Origin of the sequence: Streptomyces sp. NPDC001536 (assembly GCF_042894505.1) — a bacterium.
Classification (GTDB): Bacteria; Actinomycetota; Actinomycetes; order Streptomycetales; family Streptomycetaceae; genus Streptomyces.
In genome coordinates, this window is sequence record NZ_JBIAVQ010000025.1 from 47084 (window position 1) to 68827 (window position 21744).

General features: G+C 71.5%; 24 protein-coding genes and 1 pseudogene. 13 read left to right on the forward strand and 12 right to left on the reverse strand.

Annotation, left to right across the window (positions count from 1 at the left end; all coding sequences use genetic code 11):
* Positions 1-30 precede the first annotated feature (30 nt).
* Positions 31-527 (reverse strand): annotated as a pseudogene (locus ACFY0U_RS42780) (FMN-binding negative transcriptional regulator).
* Positions 527-1210 carry a pyridoxamine 5'-phosphate oxidase family protein gene (locus ACFY0U_RS42785; RefSeq protein WP_388645537.1) on the reverse strand — a complete coding sequence of 228 codons (684 nt, stop codon included), beginning with the start codon at positions 1208-1210 and terminating at the stop codon, positions 527-529. Before ACFY0U_RS42785 ends, ACFY0U_RS42780 begins: the two are co-directional and overlap by 1 nt.
* 48 nt (positions 1211-1258) lie before the next feature.
* Between ACFY0U_RS42785 and ACFY0U_RS42790 the strand changes: the two genes are divergently transcribed.
* Positions 1259-2590 (forward strand): aminotransferase class I/II-fold pyridoxal phosphate-dependent enzyme, encoded by a 1332-nt coding sequence (locus ACFY0U_RS42790; RefSeq protein ID WP_388645539.1) that lies wholly within the window; start codon positions 1259-1261, stop codon positions 2588-2590.
* Here ACFY0U_RS42790 and ACFY0U_RS42795 read toward each other — a convergent pair.
* Positions 2587-3585 (reverse strand): DMT family transporter, encoded by a 999-nt coding sequence (locus ACFY0U_RS42795; protein ID WP_388645540.1) that lies wholly within the window; start codon positions 3583-3585, stop codon positions 2587-2589. The genes ACFY0U_RS42790 and ACFY0U_RS42795 overlap by 4 nt on opposite strands.
* Positions 3586-3659: 74 nt before the next feature.
* On the opposite strand from ACFY0U_RS42795, the gene ACFY0U_RS42800 reads away from it, so the two are divergent.
* On the forward strand, positions 3660-4562 hold the full coding sequence (locus ACFY0U_RS42800) for a LysR family transcriptional regulator (protein WP_388645542.1): 903 nt from the start codon (positions 3660-3662) through the stop codon (positions 4560-4562).
* 6 nt (positions 4563-4568) lie between these two features.
* Here the strand turns inward: ACFY0U_RS42800 and ACFY0U_RS42805 are convergent, their stop codons facing one another.
* Complete coding sequence (locus tag ACFY0U_RS42805) at positions 4569-5036, reverse strand: pyridoxamine 5'-phosphate oxidase family protein (RefSeq protein ID WP_266832694.1); 468 nt, start codon at positions 5034-5036, stop codon at positions 4569-4571.
* Between the two features lie 139 nt (positions 5037-5175).
* On the opposite strand from ACFY0U_RS42805, the gene ACFY0U_RS42810 reads away from it, so the two are divergent.
* Positions 5176-5829 (forward strand): cysteine hydrolase, encoded by a 654-nt coding sequence (locus ACFY0U_RS42810; RefSeq protein WP_388645544.1) that lies wholly within the window; start codon positions 5176-5178, stop codon positions 5827-5829.
* Here the strand turns inward: ACFY0U_RS42810 and ACFY0U_RS42815 are convergent.
* Positions 5795-6214: a Rieske (2Fe-2S) protein gene (locus ACFY0U_RS42815; protein ID WP_388645545.1), complete on the reverse strand. Its 420-nt coding sequence runs from the start codon at positions 6212-6214 to the stop codon at positions 5795-5797. The genes ACFY0U_RS42810 and ACFY0U_RS42815 overlap by 35 nt on opposite strands.
* Before the next feature lie 93 nt (positions 6215-6307).
* Between ACFY0U_RS42815 and ACFY0U_RS42820 the strand changes: the two genes are divergently transcribed.
* The 7 genes from ACFY0U_RS42820 to ACFY0U_RS42850 all read left to right on the forward strand — a co-directional run bounded on the left by ACFY0U_RS42820 (position 6308) and on the right by ACFY0U_RS42850 (position 12330).
* Complete coding sequence (locus ACFY0U_RS42820; RefSeq protein WP_388645547.1) at positions 6308-7072, forward strand: HipA family kinase; 765 nt, start codon at positions 6308-6310, stop codon at positions 7070-7072.
* Positions 7069-7485 (forward strand): DUF3037 domain-containing protein, encoded by a 417-nt coding sequence (locus tag ACFY0U_RS42825; RefSeq protein ID WP_388645549.1) that lies wholly within the window; start codon positions 7069-7071, stop codon positions 7483-7485. The genes ACFY0U_RS42820 and ACFY0U_RS42825 overlap by 4 nt, the downstream gene beginning before the upstream one ends.
* Before the next feature lie 128 nt (positions 7486-7613).
* Complete coding sequence (gene fabG, locus ACFY0U_RS42830) at positions 7614-8375, forward strand: 3-oxoacyl-ACP reductase FabG (RefSeq protein ID WP_388645551.1); 762 nt, start codon at positions 7614-7616, stop codon at positions 8373-8375.
* 11 nt (positions 8376-8386) lie between these two features.
* Positions 8387-9148 carry an SDR family oxidoreductase gene (locus ACFY0U_RS42835; protein WP_388645553.1) on the forward strand — a complete coding sequence of 254 codons (762 nt, stop codon included), beginning with the start codon at positions 8387-8389 and terminating at the stop codon, positions 9146-9148.
* Positions 9149-9340: 192 nt separating this feature from the next.
* The gene (locus ACFY0U_RS42840; protein ID WP_388645554.1) at positions 9341-10924 is read left to right on the forward strand and encodes an ABC transporter substrate-binding protein; all 1584 of its coding nucleotides are present in this window, start codon (positions 9341-9343) and stop codon (positions 10922-10924) included.
* 89 nt (positions 10925-11013) lie between these two features.
* A complete protein-coding gene (locus ACFY0U_RS42845) occupies positions 11014-11697 on the forward strand; it encodes a uracil-DNA glycosylase (protein ID WP_388645556.1) in 684 nt (227 codons plus the stop codon).
* Positions 11698-11808: 111 nt separating this feature from the next.
* Entirely contained in the window at positions 11809-12330 is a 522-nt protein-coding gene (locus ACFY0U_RS42850; protein ID WP_388645607.1) for a hypothetical protein, read from the forward strand.
* 142 nt (positions 12331-12472) lie between these two features.
* Here ACFY0U_RS42850 and ACFY0U_RS42855 read toward each other — a convergent pair whose 3' ends face one another.
* The 3 genes from ACFY0U_RS42855 to ACFY0U_RS42865 form a co-directional block, all read right to left on the reverse strand.
* Positions 12473-12958, reverse strand: coding sequence for a hypothetical protein (locus ACFY0U_RS42855; RefSeq protein ID WP_388645558.1), 486 nt, complete (start codon positions 12956-12958; stop codon positions 12473-12475).
* A gap of 134 nt (positions 12959-13092) precedes the next feature.
* Positions 13093-13605 (reverse strand): DinB family protein, encoded by a 513-nt coding sequence (locus ACFY0U_RS42860; RefSeq protein ID WP_388645560.1) that lies wholly within the window; start codon positions 13603-13605, stop codon positions 13093-13095.
* Positions 13606-13646: 41 nt separating this feature from the next.
* Complete coding sequence (locus ACFY0U_RS42865) at positions 13647-14243, reverse strand: TetR/AcrR family transcriptional regulator (RefSeq protein ID WP_388645562.1); 597 nt, start codon at positions 14241-14243, stop codon at positions 13647-13649.
* Between the two features lie 75 nt (positions 14244-14318).
* On the opposite strand from ACFY0U_RS42865, the gene ACFY0U_RS42870 reads away from it, so the two are divergent.
* Positions 14319-15500, forward strand: a complete 1182-nt coding sequence (locus tag ACFY0U_RS42870) for an FAD-dependent monooxygenase (RefSeq protein ID WP_388645563.1) — start codon at positions 14319-14321, stop codon at positions 15498-15500.
* A gap of 12 nt (positions 15501-15512) precedes the next feature.
* Positions 15513-16418 (forward strand): Gfo/Idh/MocA family protein, encoded by a 906-nt coding sequence (locus ACFY0U_RS42875; RefSeq protein WP_388645564.1) that lies wholly within the window; start codon positions 15513-15515, stop codon positions 16416-16418.
* On the opposite strand, the gene lnt is transcribed toward ACFY0U_RS42875, so the two are convergent.
* From lnt to ACFY0U_RS42890, 3 genes are all read right to left on the reverse strand, one after another.
* Entirely contained in the window at positions 16342-17907 is a 1566-nt protein-coding gene (gene lnt / locus ACFY0U_RS42880) for an apolipoprotein N-acyltransferase (RefSeq protein ID WP_388645566.1), read from the reverse strand. The genes ACFY0U_RS42875 and lnt overlap by 77 nt on opposite strands.
* Positions 17908-17985: 78 nt before the next feature.
* Positions 17986-18465, reverse strand: coding sequence for a nuclear transport factor 2 family protein (locus ACFY0U_RS42885; RefSeq protein ID WP_388645568.1), 480 nt, complete (start codon positions 18463-18465; stop codon positions 17986-17988).
* 61 nt (positions 18466-18526) lie between these two features.
* Positions 18527-19705 (reverse strand): FAD-dependent monooxygenase, encoded by a 1179-nt coding sequence (locus tag ACFY0U_RS42890; protein WP_388645569.1) that lies wholly within the window; start codon positions 19703-19705, stop codon positions 18527-18529.
* Between the two features lie 209 nt (positions 19706-19914).
* Here ACFY0U_RS42890 and ACFY0U_RS42895 point away from each other — a divergent pair, with 209 nt between their 5' ends.
* Positions 19915-21162, forward strand: coding sequence for a hypothetical protein (locus ACFY0U_RS42895; RefSeq protein WP_388645570.1), 1248 nt, complete (start codon positions 19915-19917; stop codon positions 21160-21162).
* 9 nt (positions 21163-21171) lie between these two features.
* Here the strand turns inward: ACFY0U_RS42895 and ACFY0U_RS42900 are convergent, their stop codons facing one another.
* Positions 21172-21741: a chloramphenicol phosphotransferase CPT family protein gene (locus tag ACFY0U_RS42900; RefSeq protein WP_388645572.1), complete on the reverse strand. Its 570-nt coding sequence runs from the start codon at positions 21739-21741 to the stop codon at positions 21172-21174.
* Between the last annotated feature and the right edge of the window lie 3 nt (positions 21742-21744).

The window sequence follows — 21744 nt, forward strand, 5'->3', positions numbered from 1 at the left end:
GCCCTCGCCAGGGGGTGAGGGCCCCTTCGCTCAGGCTCCGCGGCGGCGCAGCAGATGCTCGCGCGCCGCCGCGTCACCGGGCCCGGACCGTTCCGCCAGCTTCTCCAGAACCCGGTCCTGGACCTCCGGCGTCCGATGGTTGGCGTACTTGAACTTCGCGCGTACACCCGTGACTTCGAGGCGTATGCCCCGCAGGCCGGGCAGCAGCCGGCCGAACGGCACCTCGCCGACCGCCACTTCGGCCGAGCCGCCTTCCGGCTGGAAATGGCCGACCTGGCGGTTGAGCAGCGCGGCCTTCTCCGCCGGGTCGTCGACGACATGGCCAGCAGCGCGGCCCACATCGGGTTCGGCCGGGCCAGATGGGTCAGGACCTCGCCGCGCCCGGCGTCGTAGGCGAAGTGCAGCGGCTGGACGAACGGCGGTTCGCCGTCGAGGCCGTTGACGACGAGCTGCCCGAAGTCGTGGACGGCCAGCCACTGTTGCCACTCGGCGTCGTCGCGGGGCGCGTCCCAGGGGTGGATCAGCATCACAGGGCGCCGAGGTAGTCGGGGAGTTCGGTCCCGGGGGCCAGGAGCGGGTCGGCGACCGGGGTCTCGTAGCCCTTGCGCAGCGGGACCACGCCGGCCCAGTGGGGGAGGTCGAGGTCCTCGGGCTCGTCGTTCACGCCGCCCGTGCGGATCTTCGCGGAGACCTCGTTCAGGTCGAGCCGGATCACGGCGGTGGCGGCCAGCTCCTTCTTGTTGGCGGGCCGCGAGTCCTTGGAGCGGCCGGCCACGACGTGGTCGACGAGCGCGTCCAGGGCGAGGAGCTTCTCCTGGGGGTCCGTCACGTCGTACGCGGTGCCGTGTACCACCACCGACCGGTAGTTCATCGAGTGGTGGAAGGCCGAGCGGGCCAGGATCAGGGCGTCGACGTGCGTCACCGTCAGGCACACCGGCAGCCCCGGGTCGGCCTGGCCGGTCATCCGCAGCGGGCGCGAGCCCGTCGAGCCGTGCACATAGAGCCGTTCGCCGACCCGGCCGTAGAGCGTGGGCAGCACGACCGGCGCGCCGTCCCGGACGAAGCCGAGGTGGCAGACATAGGCCTCGTCGAGTATCGCGTGCACGACCTCCTTGTCGTACGACGCCCGGTTCGGGGAGCGGGTGGGGACCGTGCGGTCGGTCGCCGGGTAGGCGGTCGGCTGTGGCGTCGGCTGCTGGGTCCCCTGCATGGCTCTCTCCGTTTGCGATTCGTTTTGTACTAGTGCACAATCTACTTTGTGCTAGGAGGATACAAGATCCAAGGGCGTCGCGCAGCTGAGATCGCGGCGAGCGTCGAGCGCGCGGTGGGTTCCGGCGAGCTGGAACCGGGTCAACTGCTGCCGCCGATGCGGGAGTTGGCGACCGAGCTGGACGTGAATCCCAATACCGTCGCGGCCGCGTACCGCATCCTGCGGGAGCGCGGGGTCATCGAGACCGCGGGGCGTCGGGGCAGCAGGGTGCGGCCCCGGCCGGCCACGACCGGGCGCGAGTACATCCGGGTCGAGGTCCCGCAGGGGGTGCGGGACGTGGCGAACGGCAATCCGGATCCCGGGCTGCTGCCGTCCCTGGCGCCGGCCTTCGCCGCGGCCGCCGAGCGGAACGATCGGGAACCGGTTCTCTATGGGGATGCCGCGGTGGAGCCGGAACTGGCCCGCCTGGCGCGGGCCGCGCTGGACGCCGACGGGGTTCCGGACGGGCCTGTCGAGGTGGCTTCGGGTTCGCTGGATGTGATCGAGCGGGTTCTTGCGGCCCATCTGAAGCCGGGGGACACCGTCGCGGTCGAGGACCCGGGATGGGGCAGCCTCCTCGACCTCGTCCCGGCCGTGGGGCTGCGTACGGCTCCGGTCGGCGTCGACGACGAGGGGCCGCTGCCGGGTGACGTGCGTCGGGCGTTGGAGGCGGGGGCGCGGGCGTTGATCGTGACCGATCGGGCGCAGAATCCGACCGGGGCGGCGGTGAGTGCGGCGCGGGCGGGGGAGCTGCGGGCGGTGCTTCAGGAGTACCCGGAGGTGCTGCTCATCGAGGACGACCATGGGCACGGGATCGTGGATCTGCCGCTGCATCCCTTGGCCGGCGTCACCCGTAGCTGGGCCTTTGTGCGGTCGGCGGCCAAGGCGTATGGGCCGGATCTGCGGCTTGCCGTGTTCACGGGGGATGCCGTGACCGTCGACCGGGTGCGGGGGCGGCAGCGGTTGGGCCCCGGGTGGGTCAGTCGGATCGGTCAGCGGGCGTTTGCCCGGCTGTTGGCCGACGGGGCGGTTGATCCGAAGGCGGTGGCGGCGGCGTATGCGGGGCGGCGGGATCTGCTGATTGCCGCGCTTGCCGAGCTGGGTGTGACCGCGCACGGCCGCAGCGGCATGAATGTGTGGATCCCGGTTCCGGACGAGACCGGGGCGGTGTCCCGGTTGTTGCATGCGGGGTGGGCTGTTGCCCCGGGGGCCCGCTTCCGTATGAGTGCCTCGCCTGGCATTCGCGTCACGGTGTCGACATTGGCTGAGGAAGAGACGGTGCCGTTGGCGGAGGCGATTGCCGCGGCGGTGGGAACGGGGCCGGCGCGGGGGTACGTCTAGGGGGTCGCAAGGTCGTGATCAGGGCGCGGGCCGGTGGGGGTTGATCGCGCCCCGCGGCGGAGCCGCATATTGATACAGCCCCGCGCCCCTGAAGGGGCGCTACCCCGCACCTGGGTCAGAGCCGCGCCCGCCAGGACAACCAACGCTCCCACCGGCGTCGACCAGCTCAGCGTCTCCCCGAGGATCGCCACGCCCGCCGCCGTGGCGATGACCGGGATGAAGTACGTGACCATCTGAGCCGTAGTCGGGCCGACTTCCGCCACCAGTCCGTACTGGATGAGGAGCGCCAGGCCCGTGCCCAGGGTGCCCAGCGCCGCGATCGCCAGCAGGGGCGTCAGGGAGAGGTGGGACGGGATGCCGGTGAAGAGCGGGGTCACGACCGCCAGTTGCAGGGTCGCCAGCAGCAACTGGGCGCCGGTCATGGACAGATGGGAGTGGCTCGTGCCGGCCAGCGTGCGGCGGACGTAGATCCAGCCGACCGGGTAGCTCAGCGAGGCCAGCAGGGCCATCGCGGTGCCTCGGGCGTCCAGGCCGTGGAAGCCCTGCCAGGCGCCCAGGACCGTCAGGACGCCGAGGAAGCCGAGGCCGAGACCGGCGACGCGGGTGCGGGTCGGGCGGTCCTCCGACAGGGCGACCAGCGACAGGGCCATGCCCCACAGCGGCGAGGTCGCGTTGCAGATGCCCGCGAGCGTGGACGGGATCGTCAGCTCCGCGTAGGCGAAGAGGGAGAAGGGCAGGGCGTTGAGCAGGAACGCGGCCACCGTGAGATGGCCCCAGGTGCGCGCCCCGCGCGGCAGCCGCTCCCGCTTCACGGCCATGGCTGCCGCGAGGACCGCCGTCCCGAACAGCAGCCGGCCCAGCGTGACCTGGAAGGGCGCGTACCCCTCGGTGCCCACCTTGATGAGCAGGAAGCTGAAGCCCCAGATCAGGGCGAGGGCGGCGAAGCGCAGACGCCAGTCGAGGGTGCCGGGCCGGGTGCGGAGGGCGGTGGTCATGGGGACAACCCTGGCGGCGAACACCTCGTAGCACAATCGAGATTTTCACCCCGGTATCTCGTAGCATTGCTTACATGTTGAACCTGGAGCGCCTGCGCACCCTCGACGCCCTCGCCCGGCACGGCTCGGTGAGCGGCGCCGCCGAGGGGCTGCACATCACGACCTCGGCCGTCTCGCAGCAGATGTCCAAGCTGGAGCGCGAGGTCGGCCAGCAGCTCCTCGCCAAGAACGGCAGGGGTGTGCGGCTCACGGACGCAGGGCGGCTGCTCGCCGAACACGCGGCCCGCATCCTGTCCCAGGTCGAGCTCGCCCAGTCCGATCTGGAGGCCCAACGCGGACAGGTCGTCGGTGAGTTGAGGATCTCGGCGTTCCCGACCGCCGCACGCGGACTGTTCCCCGCCGCGCTCGCCGCACTCAAGGCGGAGCACTCCGCGCTGCGGGTCCGCTCGTGCGAGCTGGAACCGGAGCTCGGCATCGCGGGCGTGGTCCGCGGCGACCTCGACCTCGCCGTGGTCCTGGACTGGTACAACAAGCCGATGCCGCTCCCGGACGGCCTGGTCAAGGCGTCCGTGCTGGACGACCCGGCGGATGTCGCGATGCCGGTCGGGCATCGGCTCGCCGGCCGTGACGAGGTGGACCTGGCCGAGTTCGCCGGGGACGAGTGGATCACCTGGGGGGAGGGCGAGTTCTGTCACGAGTGGCTGATGTTCACCCTGCGCTCCAAGGGCATCGAGCCCATCGTCGGCCACCGCGCCGCCGAGACCCACACCCAACTCGGGCTCGTCGCGGCCGGGTTGGGTATCTGCATCGCCCCGCTGCTGGGCCGGCATCCGATGCCCGAAGGCGTGGTCACCGTCCCGCTCAAGCAGCGGGTCCGGCGGCATGTGTACGTCGTCTGGCGCGCGGACGCCGACCGCCGCCCGTCGATCAGGGCGGCGGTCCAGGCGCTGCGCGAGGCCGCGGCGAAGCTGGGCTGAACCGCCCTACAGGGCGGCGAGCTTGCGGAAGTCCCAGGACACGATCTTGTCCGGCGTCAGCCGCATCCACGCGTGCCGTCCGTCGTGCGGCATCTCGTCGAGTCCGAAGTTCTTGCGCGCGAACAACGTCTCCGGCACGTCGAGTTCGGCGTACAGATCCCCGACGCGCGGGGCCTCGCCCACGAACTCCACGGCCCCGGACAGCTCGACACCGCGCAGTTCGTCGTACTCCTCACCCGTGTCGACCACGATCGCGACCCGCGGATCGCGGCGCAGATCGGTCCAGCGCTTGCTCTTCACCACCGAGTACAGCCACAACGAGGTGCCGTCCCAGGCGAACCAGAGCGTGCTGACATGCGGGGCGCCGCCCGTGGACACGGTGGCGACCCGGCAGGTGCGCTGGCTGGTGAGGAACTCGTCCAGCTCGCCCGGCGTCATCATGATCTTCCGGCCCCGGCGCTGAGTGACGGTCATGCGGCCCCCTCTTCCTTCTCCCACGTCGTGCCAGAGGAGAGATCCTCTGACATCACGTCAGAAAAGGATGCGGCGTCTTCCGTCCCCACGCAATGGTGGCTACGCTCCCGGCTCCACCGTCGGCGACCAGGGAGCGACCGTGCCGTCGAACGAACAGCTCAGCGAACTCCTCGACCCGCACTCCACCGTGCTGCTCACCGTCGAGTGCCAGCAGGGCGTCGTCGGCCCGGACAGCGCACTGCCCGAACTGGCCAAGGAGGCACGCTCGTCGGGCGCCCTCGCCAACGTCGCCCGGCTGGTGGCCGCCGCCCACGAGAGCGGGATCCAGGTGATCCACGCCCTCGCCGAACGCCGCCCCGACGGCCGCGGCGCCAACCGCAACGCCCGGCTGTTCCGTGCCGCCGAACGGCTCCCCGTCCAGCAGTTGTCCGGCACCACCGCGGTCCGGGTCGCCGCGCCGATCGAGGTCACCGAGGAGGACTTCGTCGTACGACGGCTGCACGGCCTGTCGCCCATCCAGGGCACCGACGTCGACCCGCTGCTGCGCAACCTGGGCTGCCGCACGCTCGTCGTCACCGGTGTCTCCGCCAACGTGGCGATCCCCAACGCCGTGTTCGACGCGGTCAACCGCGGCTACACGGTGGTCGTCCCGACGGACGCCATCGCCGGGGTGCCCTCCGACTACACCCCCGCGATGATCCGCAACACCCTCGCCCTGGTGGCGAGCCTGGCGACCACGGCCGAGGTGGTGGCCGCTCTCACGCGAGCGCGATCGAGTCGCCGCTCACCGTGATCTTCTGCTCGGGCAGCGGCTGGGTGGCGGGCCCCTGCTTCACGCTGCCGTCGGTCACCGAGAACTCGCTCTTGTGGCACGGACAGGTGATGACCCCGTTGGAGATCCCCGTCACCGCGCATCCCTGGTGGGTGCACTTCGACGAGAAGGCCTTGAACTCGCCCGCCGCGGGCTGGGTGACCACCACGCCCGCGTCCTTGAAGATCTTGCCGCCGCCCTCGGGTATCTCCGACGTCTTCGCGAGCGCGCTGCCGGAGGCTGAGGAGGACCCGTCGTCGTCGGACCCGCACGCGTTCAGCGTGATGGCGAGCCCCGCCGCCCCCACCGCCGCCACGACGGTGCGCCGACTCGGTGCCGAGGTGGGATGAAGCGATTCGCTGGACATGGTCACGTCCCCTTCCACGGATATCTCGTGAACTGCCCAGGGGTACGGACCCGGCGTGCCCGTTGTTCAGACACCCCTCGGTAACCTGGGGCGATGCTCAAGGAAGCCATCGCGACCCGCTACATCACGCCCCTGCGCGAGGGCGGCTCGCTGCCGGGGCTCGTCGAGGCCGACGATCTCGGGACCTACGTCATCAAGTTCACCGGCGCCGGGCAGGGCCGCAAGACGCTCGTCGCCGAGGTCGTCGTCGGTGAACTCGCCCGCCGCCTCGGCTTCCGGGTACCCCGCCTCGTGACGCTCGCCCTGGACCCGGTGCTCGGCCTCGGCGAGCCCGAGCAGCAGGTGCAGGACCTGCTGCGGGGCAGCGGCGGCGCCAACCTCGGGATGGACTTCCTCTCCGGCGCCCTCGGCTTCGACCCGCTCGCCTTCACCGTGGACCCGCAGGAGGCCGGCCGGATCGTCTGGTTCGACGCGCTGGTCAACAACGTCGACCGCTCCTGGCGCAACCCCAACCTGCTGATGTGGCAGGGCGATCTGTGGCTCATCGACCACGGCGCGACCATGATCTGGCACCACAACTGGCCCGGCGCCGAGGCCTCCGCGGCCCGCCCGTACGACGCCACCGAGCACGCCCTCGCGCGCTTCCGGCCGGACGTCGAAGCGGCCGCCGCACAACTGGCCCCCCTGGTCACCGAGGACCTCCTCGCCGAGGTCACCGCCGAGATCCCGGACGTCTGGCTGACCGGCGAACCCGGCTTCGACACCCCGGACGACCTCCGCCACGCCTACGCCCGCCCGCTGCACGCCCGTGCCGCCGTCATCCACGACCGCATCAACGGCATCGAGGGAACCACGTGACCGAGCGCCACATCATCCGGGGCAGCGACCGCAACGACCGGGACGTCTACGAGTACGCGCTGCTGCGGGTCGTACCCCGCATCGAGCGCGGCGAATGCATCAACGCCGGGGTGCTGGTCTACTGCCGTGCCAAGGCGTACGTCGGCGTACGCACCCATCTCGACGAGGCGAGACTGCTGATGCTCGACCCGGAGGCGGACGTGACCGGCGTCCGGGCCGCGCTGCGTGCCGTCGAGGGAGTCTGCGCGGGCGGGGAAGCGGCGGGTCAGGCCGCGGCCGACGATGCCGGGCGGCGCTTTCGCTGGCTGATCGCGCCCCGCTCGACCGTGGTCCAGCCGGGCCCGGTGCACACCGGACTCACCACCGATCCGGCGGCCGAGCCCGAACGTCTGCTGGACCTCCTGGTCAGGTAATGGATCACACCAGGGCCGAGTGACGTTGACACCGAGTGCCAGGGCTTCTAGCGTCACGTCTGCCGAAGGTACTAAGCGGTCGCTCACCGATTGGGCCGCACATTCTTCAAGGGCGAGGAGAACGAGCAATGTCCACCACTGAGCAGCGGGTAGCCATCGTCACCGGCGGGGCCCGGGGCATCGGCGCCGCCACCGCCGTACGACTGGCCGCCGAGGGCCGCGCGGTCGCCGTGATCGACCTCGACGAGGCCGCCTGCAAGGACACCGTCGAGAAGATCACCGCGGCGGGCGGCAAGGCCGTCGCCGTCGGCGCGGACGTCTCCGACGAGGCCCAGGTCGAGGCCGCCGTCGCCCGGGTCGTCACCGAGCTCGGCGCCCCCACGATCCTCGTCAACAACGCGGGCGTGCTCCGCGACAACCTGCTGTTCAAGATGAGCGTCTCGGACTGGGACACCGTCCTCGGCGTCCACCTGCGCGGCTCCTTCCTGATGACGAAGGCCGTCCAGAAGCACATGGTCGACGCCGGCTTCGGCCGCGTGGTCAACCTGTCCTCCTCCTCGGCGCTCGGCAACCGCGGGCAGGCCAACTACTCCGCCGCCAAGGCCGGTCTCCAGGGGTTCACCAAGACCCTCGCCATCGAGCTCGGCAAGTTCGGCATCACCGCCAACGCCGTCGCCCCCGGCTTCATCGCCACCGACATGACCGCCGCCACCGCGGCCCGCGTCGGCATGGGCTTCGAGGAGTTCAAGGCCGCCGCCGCCACCCAGATCCCCGTCGCGCGCGTGGGCGAGCCCGACGACATCGCCAACGCCATCGCCTTCTTCACCGACGAGGCCGCCGGCTTCGTCTCCGGCCAGGTGCTGTACGTGGCCGGCGGACCGCTCGACTAGGGATCGCGGACATGACTGAACTTCCTGAGCTCTCCGGCAAGGTCGCGCTCATCACGGGCGCCAGCCGGGGCATCGGCTACGGCATCGCCGAGGCGCTCGTCGCCCGCGGCGACCGCGTGGTCATCACGGGCCGCAACGAGGACGCCCTCAAGGAGGCCGTCGAGCAGCTCGGCGCCGACCGGGTCATCGGCGTCGCCGGCAAGGCCCACGACGAGGAGCACCAGGCCGTCGCCGTCGCGCGCGCCATGGAGGGCTTCGGCCGCGTCGACTACCTGGTCAACAACGCCGGTACCAACCCGGTGTTCGGGCCGATCGCCGACCTCGACCTGAACGTGGCCCGCAAGGTGTTCGAGACCAACGTGATCTCGGCCCTCGGCTTCGCGCAGAAGACCTGGCACGCCTGGCAGAAGGACAACGGCGGCGCGATCGTCAACATCGCCTCCGTCGCGGGCGTCGCGCCCTCGCCCTTCATCGCCGCGTACGGCGTCAGCAAGGCCGCCATGATCAACCTGACCGCGCAGCTCGCCCACGAGTTCGCGCCCAAGGTGCGGGTCAACGCGATCGCCCCGGCGGTCGTCAAGACCAAGTTCGCGCAGGCCCTGTACGAGGGCCGGGAGGCCGAGGCAGCCGCGTCCTACCCGCTGGGCCGGCTCGGTGTGCCGTCCGACATCGGCGGCGCCACGGCGTTCCTCACCTCGGCGCAGTCCGACTGGATCACCGGCCAGACCCTCGTCATCGACGGCGGCATCTTCCTCAACGCCGGCGTCGGCTGACCGGCCTCGCACGCACCACGGGCGCCACTGGTCACCAGGGGCGCCCGTGTCCGTCTACAGCACCCGCACAGGTCGTCGACAAGGCCGACACAGCGGCACCTCCTGTCCACAAGCCGGAGGACCCGGTTCAGGTCGGGTAAAGCTGCGGTATGGTCTGCCAACCCTTGGTATGGCAGCTCGAGGAGCGTGCGCGTGTTCAACCGGATCAGAGGCCTTCGGCGGATAGCAGCCATCGCATCCATATCGTCGCTGGTGGCCGGATGTGGTGTGTTCTCCTCGGATTCCTCCGATGGCGGGGACCCGATCGTCGTCGGAACCACCAGCGCCCCGGCCACGCTGGACCCCGCGGCCTCCTGGGACAACTCCTGGGAGCTGTTCCGCAACGTCTACCAGACGCTCCTGAACTACTCCCCGGGTGGCACCGACCCCGAGCCCGACGCCGCCGAGAGCTGCGAGTTCACGGACACGTCGAGCACCGAGTACAGCTGCACGCTGCGCGAGGGCCTGAAGTTCTCCAACGGGCACACCCTGGACGCCAAGGCCGTCAAGTACTCGATCGACCGGATCAAGAAGATCAACGTCAACGGCGGCCCCGCGGGCCTGCTGGGCACTCTCTCCCGGGTGCAGGTGAAGGGCGATCTCGAGGTCGTCTTCCACCTCAAGCAGCCCGACGCCACGTTCCCCCTGGTGCTCACCACGCCCGCCATGTCGATCGTGGACCCCGAGGAGTACTCCGCGACCGAGATCCGCAAGGACGGCGAGATCACCGGCTCGGGGCCCTACACCCTCGAAGCCTACGACGAGGGCAACAAGGCCGAACTCGTCAGCAACGGCAACTACAAGGGCATAGCGGACCCCAAGAACAGCGCCGTCACCATCCGCTACTTCCAGCAGTCGGACGACATGGTCAAGGCCCTCAGGAGCAAGGACATCTCGGTCGTCTACCGCGGTCTCGCCGCCTCCGACACCGTGGACATCGAGGAGAACCAGCGCAAGGAGGGGCTCCAGCTCGTCGAGAACGCCACCTCCGAGATCAGCTACCTGGTGTTCAACCCCAGCGACCCCTGGGCCGCGAAGCCCGCGGTCCGCAAGGCCATCGCCCAGATCGTCGACCGCCCGGCGCTCGTGCACAAGGTCTACAAGGACACCGTCCAGCCGCTGTACTCGATGGTCCCGGCCGGAGTCACCGGCCACACCACGGGCTTCTTCGACGACTTCGGGAACCCCAGCGTGGCCAAGGCCGAGCGGATCCTCACGCAGGCCGGGATCACCGAGCAGGTCCCGCTGACCCTCTGGTACACCACCGACCGCTACGGCTCGACGACCAAGCCCGCCTTCGAGGAGCTGAAGAAGCAGCTGGAGGCCTCCGGCCTGTTCACGATCACCCTCAAGAGCCGCCCGTGGAACACCTACGTGGAGGGCTACCAGAAGGGCGAGTACCCGGTGTTCGGGCGCGGTTGGTTCCCCGACTTCAACGACGCCGACAACTTCATCGCGCCCTTCGTGGGTGAGCAGAACGCGCTCGGCACCCCGTACGACGCCCCCGAGATCACCGGGAAGCTGCTGCCGGAGTCCCGCGCGGAGAGCGACCGCGGGGCGGTGACCCAGCAGATCGAGGACGCCCAGCAGATCTTCGTGGACGACGCGCGGCTGCTGCCGCTGTGGCAGGGCAAGCAGTACGTGGCCGCGGACGAGGAGGTCGGCGGTCTGGAGAACGTCATCGACCCGGCGACGATGATGACGATGTGGGAGCTGTACCGGAAGACCAGCTGGTAGGCGGGGTTTCCCGGGGAGCGGAGTGCGATGTCAGTGGTCGCCTGTAGGTTCTGAGACCTGAAGTGACCGCACGACATAAGGACGTTGACGTGACCGACATCGCCATGCTGCCCGAGTCCTGGCGCGGGGTCCTGGGCGACGAGCTCCAGCAGCCCTATTTCAAGGAGCTGACCGAGTTCGTCGAGGAGGAGCGGGCGAAGGGTCCCGTCTACCCGCCGCGCGAGGAGGTCTTCGCCGCGCTGGACGCGACGCCGTACGACAAGGTGAAGGTCCTGATCCTCGGTCAGGACCCGTACCACGGCGAAGGTCAGGGCCACGGCCTGTGCTTCTCGGTGCGTCCCGGGGTGAAGACCCCGCCCTCCCTCCGGAACATCTACAAGGAGATGAAGGAGGAGCTGGGCACTCCGATCCCGGACAACGGCTATCTGCTGCCGTGGGCCGAACAGGGGGTCCTGCTGCTCAACGCGGTGCTCACCGTGCGGGCCGGCGAGGCGAACTCGCACAAGGGCAAGGGCTGGGAGAAGTTCACCGACGCGGTCATCCGCGCGGTGGCCGACCGGCCCGACCCGGCGGTCTTCGTGCTGTGGGGCAACTACGCCCAGAAGAAGCTCCCGCTGATCGACGAGACCCGGCACATCGTGGTCAAGGGCGCGCACCCCTCGCCGCTGTCGGCGAAGAAGTTCTTCGGCTCCCGTCCGTTCACGCAGATCAACGAGGCGGTCGCCCAGCAGGGCCACGAGGCGATCGACTGGACGATCCCGGACCTGGGCTGACTGCCGCCGGGCCGGTTCCCCGTCGGACCGGCCCGGTGCCGCCTGACCGGGATTGTCGGTGGGGGCCGTTAGCGTCGGGTGGTGTTGACCGACGAGTGCCCGGAGGACGCGGTGGCGGAGCGACAGGAGCAGACGGTGCCCGATGCCGTGATGACGCGGATCGGGCAGGTCGTCATGCTGCATCACGCGGGGGACCGCGAGGAGGCCCGGCACCGCTTCCTGGACCTGTGGGCGGAGATCGGCGAGGACGGTGACCCGCTGCACCGCTGCACCCTCGCCCACTACATGGCCGACACCCACGACGACCCCTCGGACGAACTCGCGTGGGACCTGAGAGCGTTGACGGCCGCCGAGGAACTCACGGACGACCGTCTCGCGGAGCACGAGGGCGCGCTCGCGGTGCGGGCCCTGTACCCCTCGCTGCATCTGAACCTGGCGGCCGACTATGTGAAGCTCGGCCGCTCCGACGCCGCCCGCACCCATCTGCGCCGAGCGCGAGGGGCGGCGCAAACACTCGCCGACGACACCTACGGGGACGGGGTACGGGCGGCGATCCACCGACTGGAGCTGCGCCTCGGCGAAGACGGCCCCTCCGGCACCGGAGGCTGGGGCCCGCCGCGCCAGCGGCCGTGAGGCGGCGGGGCGGGTAGGGCGGCGATCCGCCGGCCCGGCGCCCCCACGAGGCCTGGCCAGCGCCCCGCAGGTCCGGCTGGCACCCGTGGGCCCGACCACCGCCTGCCGGGCGCCTCGGCCACCGCCCGCCGCGCCGGTCCGGCTACCGCCCGTACGTCCCCTCGCAGATCAGCGCCTCCGGGCTGTCCTTGCGCCATCCGCCGTACTGCTTGCCGAGCTTGCAGACGTCCGGGTTCTTCGGGACGTGGGCGGCGACGTCGGGGATCTCGACGTGGGGGTGCTGCGGCTTCGGGGCCTCGGCGTGGGGGTGGGCCGGGCGGGTGTGGGGCTGGGAGCGCGGTGCCTGGTGTCCTGGGGCCGGGGCGGCGGGGGAGGAGGGGGGTGCCTTCGTCGGCTGGGGTGCGCTCCGTCTCGACTTGCGGGACGACTCGATCAGTTGCAGGGCCTCCTGGGCCGGTGCCTGTACGACCTGCGGCTCCGCCCGGCCGTCGGGCCGGGGCGCCGACGGCTGGGACGGCGCCACCGGTGGACCCGGGGCGACGGATGGGTGCTGGACCGTCACACAGCCGGAGAGGGCCGAGACAGCCACGGTGACCAGGAGCGTTGCGGTCGTCGTCGTTCGATGCACCCGCGCAACTCTGCTGGGTCGCGCCGGGTTTGGGACAGCGGACAAGCGGAGGTTGCCCCGCACGGGTGATCTCCGGCCCCGTACGGAGGGCGCGGCCCCCGCCCGGGTGACGGTCGCCTCCCCGGCGGCCGTCCTCAGTCGCCGGTCGCGCCGTCGAGGCGCTCGCGGATCAGGTCGGCGTGACCGTTGTGGCGGGCGTACTCCTCGATCATGTGGGTGTAGATCCACCGCAGGTTGAAGCGCTCACCGGTGCGCCGGTGCTTGCCCGCGGACATGTCGTCCAGCCCGAAGCCGGCCGCGTTGCGCCGGGCCACCTCGATCTCGGCCTGCCAGGTGGCGTACGCCTCCTCCCAGGTGTCCGCCTCAGCGAGATGGAACTCGCCGTCCGGGTCCTCGTCGCTGTAGTAGAGCGGCCCCTGATCGTCGTCGGCCAGGACCTTGCGGAACCAGCCCCGCTCACACTCCGCGAGATGCCGCACCAGCCCCATCAGGGACAACTCGGACGGCTCCACGGCCGCGGTCCTGAGCTGGGCGTCGGTCAGGCCCTCGCACTTCCAGGCCAGGGTCTGCCGGTGGTAGTCGAGCCAGCCCTCCAGCATGGTCCGCTCGTCGGCGTCGGTCGCGGGTTCACTGCGCTGCGTCGTCATGCCCGCATCGTGTCCCAATCCACCGGCTCCGGCCACGTATTTCAGGCGCCGAGCATCCCGTCGAGCAGTTCCCGCAGCCCCGCACGCACCTCCTCGGGGCCCGGCACCCGGGCACTGAACGAGCCGGCCACGCAGGAGAACATCAGCCCGTCCGCCCAGGCCACCAGCGACAGCACATGCCGGTCCGGTTCGGTGGAGCCCATGGCCGTGAGGAGGACGGCGAGCTGGTCCCGGAAGCGGGCGCCGGTGGCGTCGAAGTAGGCCCGCAGTTCGGGGCGGCGGGTGGCCTCCAGGGCCAGTTCGTAGCGGGCCAGGGTCAGTTCGCGGTTGCGGGTGAGGGCGCGGTGCGTCGCCAGGGCGAGGGCCTCCACCAGCGCGGGGAGGCCGGCCCGCGGGTCGGGCATCTCGTCGAGGGCCAGCACCTTCGCCTCGCGGTCGGCCAGCCGGCGCACCGCCAGCTCCAGCAGCGCCTGCCGGGTGCGGGCGAGATTCGACGTGGAGCCCTGGGGCAGCGCGGCCACCTCGTCGACGGCCCGATGGGTGAGCCCGCGCATACCGCGCTCGGCGAGCAGGGCGAGCGCGGTGTCGGCGACGAGATCGGTACGGGAGGCCGGGGCCGGTTCGGTGCGTGCGGGCATGGAGCTCAATCTACCCGGCGCACTACAGCTGTAGTAACGTGGTCGGTGTAACTACATCTGTAGTGAGGAGTGGTCATGACACAGCCCCGGCGCGTGGTCGTCATCGGCGGCGGCATAGGCGGCCTGACGGCAGCCGCCGCCCTGCACCTGAGCGGCCGGCAGGTCACCGTCCTGGAGCGGGCCGGCTCCCTGGAACCGGTCGGCGCCGCCATCTCCCTGGCCCCCAACTCCCTGCGCGCCCTGGACGTCCTCGGCATCGGCGACGAGATCCGCGACCTCGCCGCCTGGTCGGGCGACGGCGGTCTGCGCACCCCCGGCGGGCGCTGGCTCTCCCGCTCCAGCGCCGCCGCCGCGGCCGAGCGCTTCGGCGGCCCGCTCGTCCTGCTGCACCGGGCCACCCTCATCACCAGCCTGGCCGCCCTGCTCCCACCGGACACCATCCGCACGGCCGCCGAGAGCACCCTCCTCGACCCCGGCGACGCCCGCCGCCCGGCGCGGGTGCGGACGCCCGACGGTGAGCTGGAGGCCGACCTGGTCGTCGCCGCCGACGGCGTCCGCTCCGCCGTACGCGGCACGCTGTTCCCGGACCACCCCGGCGCCGTCTACTCCGGATTCACCACCTGGCGCGTGGTGATCCCCGTGCCCGGCGCGGAGTTCGCCTCGCACGAGACCTGGGGCCGGGGTCGCATCTGGGGCACCCACCCGCTCAAGGACGGCAGGGTCTACGCGTACGCCGCCGCCCTGGGGCCCGCGGGGGAGCGGGCCCCGGACGAGCGGGCCGAACTCGTCCGCCGCTACGGCGACTGGCACGACCCGGTCCCCGCCGTGCTCGCCGCCGCCCGCCCCGAGGACGTCCTGCGCCACGACGTCCACCACATCGCCGACCCGCTGCCCGCCTTCCACCTCGGCCGGGTCGCCCTCCTCGGAGACGCCGCGCACGCCATGCCCCCGACCCTCGGCCAGGGCGGCAACCAGGCGATCGAGGACGCGGTGGTATTGGCCCACCACTGCGACGACCTCGCGGCCTACTCGGCGGCCCGCCTGCCTCGTACGACCGCCGTCGTCCGTCAGGCCGTCAGGATCGGCCGCCTCAACATGACGCCGAACCGCGCCCTCATGGCCGTACGCGACTGCGCGATCGCCGCGCTCTCGCTGGCCGGCCCGGCCCTCTTCCTGCGCGGATTCGACGGCATCGCCGACTGGCGGCCGCCGCAGCAGCCGTATGCTTCCGTCGTGTCAGGCGCGGGCAAGCGGTAGGGAGAGCCAGTAGTGAAGGTCGGCTGCATCGGACTCGGCGACATCGCCCGGAAGGCCTATCTGCCGGTGCTCGGCGGTCTGCCCGACGTCGAACTGCATCTCCAGACCCGCACACCGGCCACGCTCGCCCGGGTCGCCGACGGCCTCCATCTGCCCGAGGGCCGGCGCCATCAGGACCTCGACTCGCTGCTCGACGAGGGGCTCGACGCGGCCTTCGTGCACGCGCCCACCGTCGTGCACCCCGAGATCGTGACGCGGCTGCTGGAGGCGGGCGTACCGACGTACGTCGACAAGCCGCTGGCGTACGAACTCGCCGACTCGGAGCGGCTGGTGGCCCTCGCGGAGGAGCGGGAGGTGTCCCTCGCGGTCGGCTTCAACCGGCGTTACGCGCCCGGGTACGCGCAGTGCGCCGACCATCCGCGCGAGCTGATCCTCATGCAGAAGAACCGGATCGGGCTGCCGGAGGAGCCGCGGTCGATGATCCTCGACGACTTCATCCACGTCGTCGACACCCTGCGCTTCCTGGCGCCGGGCCCGGTCGACGACGTGACCGTGCGCGCCCGGGTCGAGGACGGACTGCTGCACCACGTGGTGCTCCAGCTCAGCGGCGCCGGCTTCACCGCGCTCGGGGTGATGAACCGGCTCAGCGGCTCGGCCGAGGAGATCCTGGAGGTGTCCGGGCAGGACACCAAGCGCCAGGTGGTCAACCTCGCCGAGGTCATCGACCACAAGGGGCAGCCGACCGTGCGACGGCGCGGGGACTGGGTGCCGGTCGCCCGGCAGCGGGGCATCGAGCAGGTCGTGATGGCGTTCCTGGACGCCGTGCGCGCGGGGAAGCCGCTCAGCGCCCGGGATGCGCTGGCGACCCATGAGCTGTGCGAGCGGGTGGTACGCGCGGTCCAGGAGCGGGCCGCCTGAGCCACAGGGCCCGCACACCCTGCCCCGCGCACCAGACGGCGACGATCAGCAGCGCCGCGCGGGGCACCCAGTCGCCGAAGCGGACGTACGGCGTGACACCCGTGGCCAGCGGCACCTCGTAGACCGCCGTCGCGCTCGCGCTCGTGCCGAGCCATGAGCCGACCCGCTGTCCCTCCGGGCCGTAGACGGCCGAGACGCCGGTCAGCGTCGAGTGGACCATCGGGCGGCCCGTCTCGGCGGCACGCAGGGCGGCGAGCGAGGCGTGCTGCGCCGGGGCCCAGCTGTGCTGGAACGTGGACGTCGACGACTGGGCGACCAGCACCTCGGCGCCGTCTTCGGCGAGATGCCGGCTCATGTCGGGGAACGCGGACTCGAAGCAGACCATCGGACCGATCCTCAGCCCGTGGCCGACGTCCATCACGACCTGCTCGGAGCCCTTCCTGCGGTCCTCGCCCGCCGCCTTGCCGACCGAGGTCGCCCAGCCGAGCAGCGAGCGGAAGGGGACGTACTCCCCGAAGGGCACGAGCCGCATCTTGTCGTAGCGGTCGCCGGTGAGCCCGGCGGGGCCGACCAGCACCGAACTCTTGTAGATGCCGGGCTTGTCGGAGCGCCGGGCATCCACGTTGACGAGGATGTCGGCGCCGGTCTCGCTCGAGAGCGCGGCGAGCCTGCGGGCGACGTCGGGCCGGTCGCCGAGGTCGAGGCTGACACTGCTCTCGCCCCACACGACCAGGTCGACGCCCTGCCCGGCCAGTTGACGGGTGAGCTGTTCCTCGCGGGCGAGCCGCCGGTCGCCGCCCTCGACGACGCCCGGCTGCACGACGGCGATCCGTACGCTGCCGTCGGCGTCCGGGCGCGGCGACCACATCCAGACCGCCGAGCCGGCGGCGGCCGTGGCCAGGAGAGCGGCCGTCGCGGGAACGCGGGACTGCCGGACGGTGACCAGCACCGCGACCGCGACGTTCACGGCCACCACCAGGAAGCTGATCAGCCACACCCCGCCCACCGAGGCCAGCCGCAGCGCCGGCGCCACCTCCCACTGACTGGCGCCGAGCATCCCCCACGGCCCGCCGAGCCCCTGCCAGGAACGGACGAGCTCCACCAGCAGCCAGCCCGAGGGCAGGACGAGCAGGGCACCGCAGATCCGGCGACGCGAGGGCGTCCCGGCGAGCAAGCGGCGGACCAGCCAGCCCCACGGCGCCCACAGCGCACCGAGAAGGGCCGCGATGACGAACGTGAACACATGCAGGCTCGGCAGCAGCCAGTGGTGCATGGCCAGCATGAAGCCGAGCCCGCCGAACCAGCCGTCGTACGCCGCCCGCTTCGCGGTCGGGGCGGAGCGGACCAGGGCGATCCAGGGGACCAGAGCGACGTAGGCGAACCACCACAGGGACGGGGCGGGGAAGGCGAGCACGGGCAGGGCGCCGGCGAGCGCGGCGACGGCGGAACGCCGCCAGGGGGAGGTGAGCCAGTGGCCGAGCGTCTTCATACGGCGACTCCTACCCCGTGCGTCCTCCAGTGTGCGCTGTGCGGACGCCCCGGGGACAGAGGGCGTCGCCTCAGTTGATCATGGACGTGGGGCGGGGGCAGGGAGGCGACGCCACTTCTCCTGTACGACGACCTCGCGCAGCCGCCAGCCGTCGTACGTGCGCAGCAGGCCGAAGGCGTAGCGGCCGCCGCAGATGAAGTCCGGGGCCGCGCCGGATCCGTCGCCGTCCCGGTCGATACGCATCGGATTGACGTAGTCGGCCTGGACGCGGGCCGTGTCGCCCGTGTCGTGCTCCCACTGGCCGAAAGTGATGCGCCGGTTGACGATCAGATGCTGTCGCATCGAGAACACCCGCAGGCTCTCCGCGAGCCAGGTGGCGACCTGCCCGGCATCCCCCTCGACACCGCCGGCCGAGCGGTAGTCCGCGCGTCCGTCCGGGGTGAACAGCTTCCGGTATCCCTCCCAGTCGCCGTCGTCCACGGCCACCGCGTACTCGGTGATCAGTTCGTCGACGGCCAGTCGGTCCATCACGGTGGCGAGCTCCACACGCTGCGTCATCGGCTCAGTGTTGGGCATGGGGCGGGCGGGGCCAAGAGGCGTGCGGTGACATTCCGGCCACTCACGGCGCCGCCTGCTCGTCGAGGACGTCCGCCGCCCATGCGGTCGCCACGGGCAGGAACCTGTGTTCGGCCGCGTGCGCCGCCATGCGGGCGTTGCGTGCCGCGGCCGCGGCACCGTCCGGGAGGTGGAACTCGTCGCCCGCGTGCGCGGAACGGGCCTGCATGTGCGTGGCGGTGGCCAGCCGGCGGCGTACGTACCGGTCGAGCGCGGCGGGTACGTCGGCCGGGCCCGCGTCCGTGAGGCAGTCGCCGAGCACGGCCGCGTCGAGGATCGCCTGGGCGGCGCCCTGGGCCTGGAACGGCACCATCGCGTGGGCGCTGTCGCCCAGCAGGGTCGCCCGGCCGGAGTTCCAGCGGGTGAGCGGTGCACGGGTGTGGATGCCCCAGCGGTACATCCGTCCCGCGCGTTCCAGGACCCGCACGATCTGGGGGTCCCACCCCTCGAAGGCGCGCAGCGGCTCTCCGGGCACCGCGAGGGCGGTCCACGACTCCTGTGCCGTCCGCGTCCCGAACACGGCCACGACGTTGAGCAGTTCGCCACGGCGTACCCGGTAGTGGACGAAGTGCCGCCCGGGGCCGAGCCAGACCCCGGTGTCCGGCAGGTCCAGATCGGCGACCTGCTCGGCCGGGAGGAGCGCGCGGTACGCGGCGGTCTTCGAGAACACGGCCTCGTCCGCACCGAACAGCCACTGGCGGGCCGCGGAGCGGATGCCGTCCGCGGCCACGACGAGGTCCGCGGTCAGCCGCTCGCCGGCGGCCGTCGTCACCTGCGCGGACTTCTCGTCCTGGCCGAAACCCACGACCTGGGTGCCCAGCCGCACCGACTCGGGCGGTACGGCGGCGGCCAGCGCCTGGTGCAGATCGGCCCGGTGCAGTTGCAGATAGGGCGCCCCGAACGCGTCGTCGACCTCGCGGCCCAGCGCGTAGCGGCAGATCTCCGTCCCGTCGGACCACGTACGGAAGCTCAGCGGGCCCGGCGGGGCGGCCTGCGCGGCGACCGCGTCGAGCAGGTCCAGGCGCCGCAGCACCCGCGTGGCGTTGGGCGCGAGCTGGATTCCGGCGCCGGCCTCGGTGAACCGCGGCAACTGCTCGACCAGCGTGACCTCGTGCCCGGCGCGACGCAGACTCAGCGTCGCGGTCAGCCCTCCGATGCCCGCGCCGATGACGATGGCTCGCATGGCACGACGGTAGCGAGGGGAACTCCGGTGCCGTACGGGGGATTTCGGGCGTTGGTGCGACCACAGCCGAGGGCTTGCGGTGCGCCGCCTTTCGCCTCGACGGGGTGAAGACGTCTCCATCATGACAGGTCGGAGGCCGTTTTCGTAGGACGAACAGCACTGCTCAGCAGCCTTGTTGGACCCCTGTCCGGCCTCTCAGAATCGCCGTCATGGATCACGCGGAGAAGGTCGATCAGGATGCGGTACTGAGGGCGCGGACGATGCTGCTGGAGTCGGGCCGGCTGAGCGTGGCCCGGCAGGTCGAGGCGTACCAAGTGCTGTCGGTGGTGAGTCCGCTGACCTATATGCCGAAACTGGCCGAGGCGCTGTTGTCGGCCTCGTACGCGTCGGAGATCCGGGACCTGCCGGAGGCGAAGCTGGCCTGGCGCGCGGAGGCGGTGGACACGGCACGACGTGTGGACGAAGGCGAACCGAAGCGGACCGAGCTGCTGGTCCGGGTCCTGGATGCGTACCGGTTCGGCCTGTACGAGCTCGGGCGCCGGGCGGAGGCGCGGGCCGTCTGCGAGGAGATGGCCGAGGCCGGTCGGTGGGGTTACGAGCACGGTCAGGTGAAGAGCCCCGCGTACGGGCACTGGCAGCTGGCGGTGGCGCTGGCCGAGGAGGGGCGGCACGGGGAGGCGGCGGAGATCTGCGGGAGGCAGGCCGACGCGGAGCGCCCGTTGACTCCGGCAGACAACTCCTTCTGGTCGATGGTCGCTTGGGCGGCCGAACTGGACGCCGCCGGACGGCGGGAGGAGTCTCTGGACGCCTTCGCGGAGCTGGTGGAGGTCACCCGGGCGGAAGTCGCCGCGACGAGCACGGCGTTGGCGATCCAGGTCTGGCAACTGGTCCATCTTGCCGGGATGCTGGACGCCGCCGGGCGCCGCGACGAGGCCGGCGCGGCCCGGCAGGAGGCCCTCGCTCACCTGACCGAGCTGGACCTCACCGGGGAACCCAAGAGCTGGAGCAACATCCTGTCGTGGTGGAGCACGTTGCTGTCCGTGTCGGGGCGGTCGGCGGAGCCCGCACCGTCCGCGGCCGCGCCGGGGCCCGCGTTCGGTGTGGCACTTCATCAGTGGTCGCCCGATGTCAGGAAGGCGTACCTCGACGGCCTGGGGCCGCTTGAGGAACAGGTCGAGGCGCTACGGCAGGACCCGTCCGCCTCTCTCCCCGAACTGGTCGCCCTGCACCGCAGACTCACCATCCGCACCGCCGTGTACAGGGAGCGCTGCGACTACCGCATCCTGAAGCCACTCCGCCCGGTCTTCAACGAAAGGGTGGCCCTCGCCCGTCGCCTGGCCGAACGGGAGGAGGTGGGCCGGGCCTTGACGGACCGTTCCATGTTCCTGCTCGCCGCCCGTCAGTACGGCGAGGCCTACGACGACTTCCGCGAGGCCTGCGAGGTGCTGGACGGGTGATCCGTCACCTCAGAGGTCTGCGCGCAGCCGCTCGAACGCCGTCGGCGTCGGACGGTCCGGCAGGAACTCCTTGATCCGCAGGGCGCATTCCCGCGGGGTCGCGTCGGCCGTGTCGCACTCGACGTCGTAGATCCCGTGGGAATGCACCTGCGCCAGCTGGCGCTCCGCGAGCCCGGGCGGCCGGTCGCCCCGCTCACGCTCCCGGCGCGCCAGCTCCACGGGCGGGCAGTGCACTCCGACGAACACCACGTCCCGGGGTGCGAACAGCGAGAGACAGTCGTGGAGCCGCCATTCGGCGCTCAGCACATGGTCGACGACGACGTTGTTCCCGGCGGCCGCCATCCCCGCGACCGCCCGGTGGAAGCCCTGCCAGGTGCGGTGCAGCAGGGTGCCCAGCTGGTCCGGCGGCACGTGGACCCTCGACCGCATCGCGTGGAACGCGTCCACGGGCATGTGGAAGTACGGCTCGTCGAGGATCTGGAGCAGTTCGGCCGCGATGGTCGACCTGCCCGAACTGGAGGTGCCGTTCAGGAAGATGATGAGCCCCTGGCGCGGGGGGACGCTCTCGAGACGCTCCATGGG

Excerpts from the sequence above, each read along its gene's own strand:
- ACFY0U_RS42785 (WP_388645537.1), bottom strand. The coding sequence starts at position 1,210 with ATGCAGGGGACCCAGCAGCCGACGCCACAGCCGACCGCCTACCCGGCG.
- ACFY0U_RS42795 (WP_388645540.1), bottom strand. The coding sequence starts at position 3,585 with ATGACCACCGCCCTCCGCACCCGGCCCGGCACCCTCGACTGGCGTCTG.
- ACFY0U_RS42800 (WP_388645542.1), top strand. The coding sequence starts at position 3,660 with ATGTTGAACCTGGAGCGCCTGCGCACCCTCGACGCCCTCGCCCGGCAC.
- ACFY0U_RS42805 (WP_266832694.1), bottom strand. The coding sequence starts at position 5,036 with ATGACCGTCACTCAGCGCCGGGGCCGGAAGATCATGATGACGCCGGGC.
- ACFY0U_RS42815 (WP_388645545.1), bottom strand. The coding sequence starts at position 6,214 with ATGTCCAGCGAATCGCTTCATCCCACCTCGGCACCGAGTCGGCGCACC.
- ACFY0U_RS42820 (WP_388645547.1), top strand. The coding sequence starts at position 6,308 with ATGCTCAAGGAAGCCATCGCGACCCGCTACATCACGCCCCTGCGCGAG.
- fabG (WP_388645551.1), top strand. The coding sequence starts at position 7,614 with ATGTCCACCACTGAGCAGCGGGTAGCCATCGTCACCGGCGGGGCCCGG.
- ACFY0U_RS42835 (WP_388645553.1), top strand. The coding sequence starts at position 8,387 with ATGACTGAACTTCCTGAGCTCTCCGGCAAGGTCGCGCTCATCACGGGC.
- ACFY0U_RS42860 (WP_388645560.1), bottom strand. The coding sequence starts at position 13,605 with ATGACGACGCAGCGCAGTGAACCCGCGACCGACGCCGACGAGCGGACC.
- ACFY0U_RS42865 (WP_388645562.1), bottom strand. The coding sequence starts at position 14,243 with ATGCCCGCACGCACCGAACCGGCCCCGGCCTCCCGTACCGATCTCGTC.
- ACFY0U_RS42870 (WP_388645563.1), top strand. The coding sequence starts at position 14,319 with ATGACACAGCCCCGGCGCGTGGTCGTCATCGGCGGCGGCATAGGCGGC.
- lnt (WP_388645566.1), bottom strand. The coding sequence starts at position 17,907 with ATGAAGACGCTCGGCCACTGGCTCACCTCCCCCTGGCGGCGTTCCGCC.
- ACFY0U_RS42885 (WP_388645568.1), bottom strand. The coding sequence starts at position 18,465 with ATGACGCAGCGTGTGGAGCTCGCCACCGTGATGGACCGACTGGCCGTC.
- ACFY0U_RS42890 (WP_388645569.1), bottom strand. The coding sequence starts at position 19,705 with ATGCGAGCCATCGTCATCGGCGCGGGCATCGGAGGGCTGACCGCGACG.
- ACFY0U_RS42895 (WP_388645570.1), top strand. The coding sequence starts at position 19,915 with ATGGATCACGCGGAGAAGGTCGATCAGGATGCGGTACTGAGGGCGCGG.
- ACFY0U_RS42900 (WP_388645572.1), bottom strand. The coding sequence starts at position 21,741 with ATGGAGCGTCTCGAGAGCGTCCCCCCGCGCCAGGGGCTCATCATCTTC.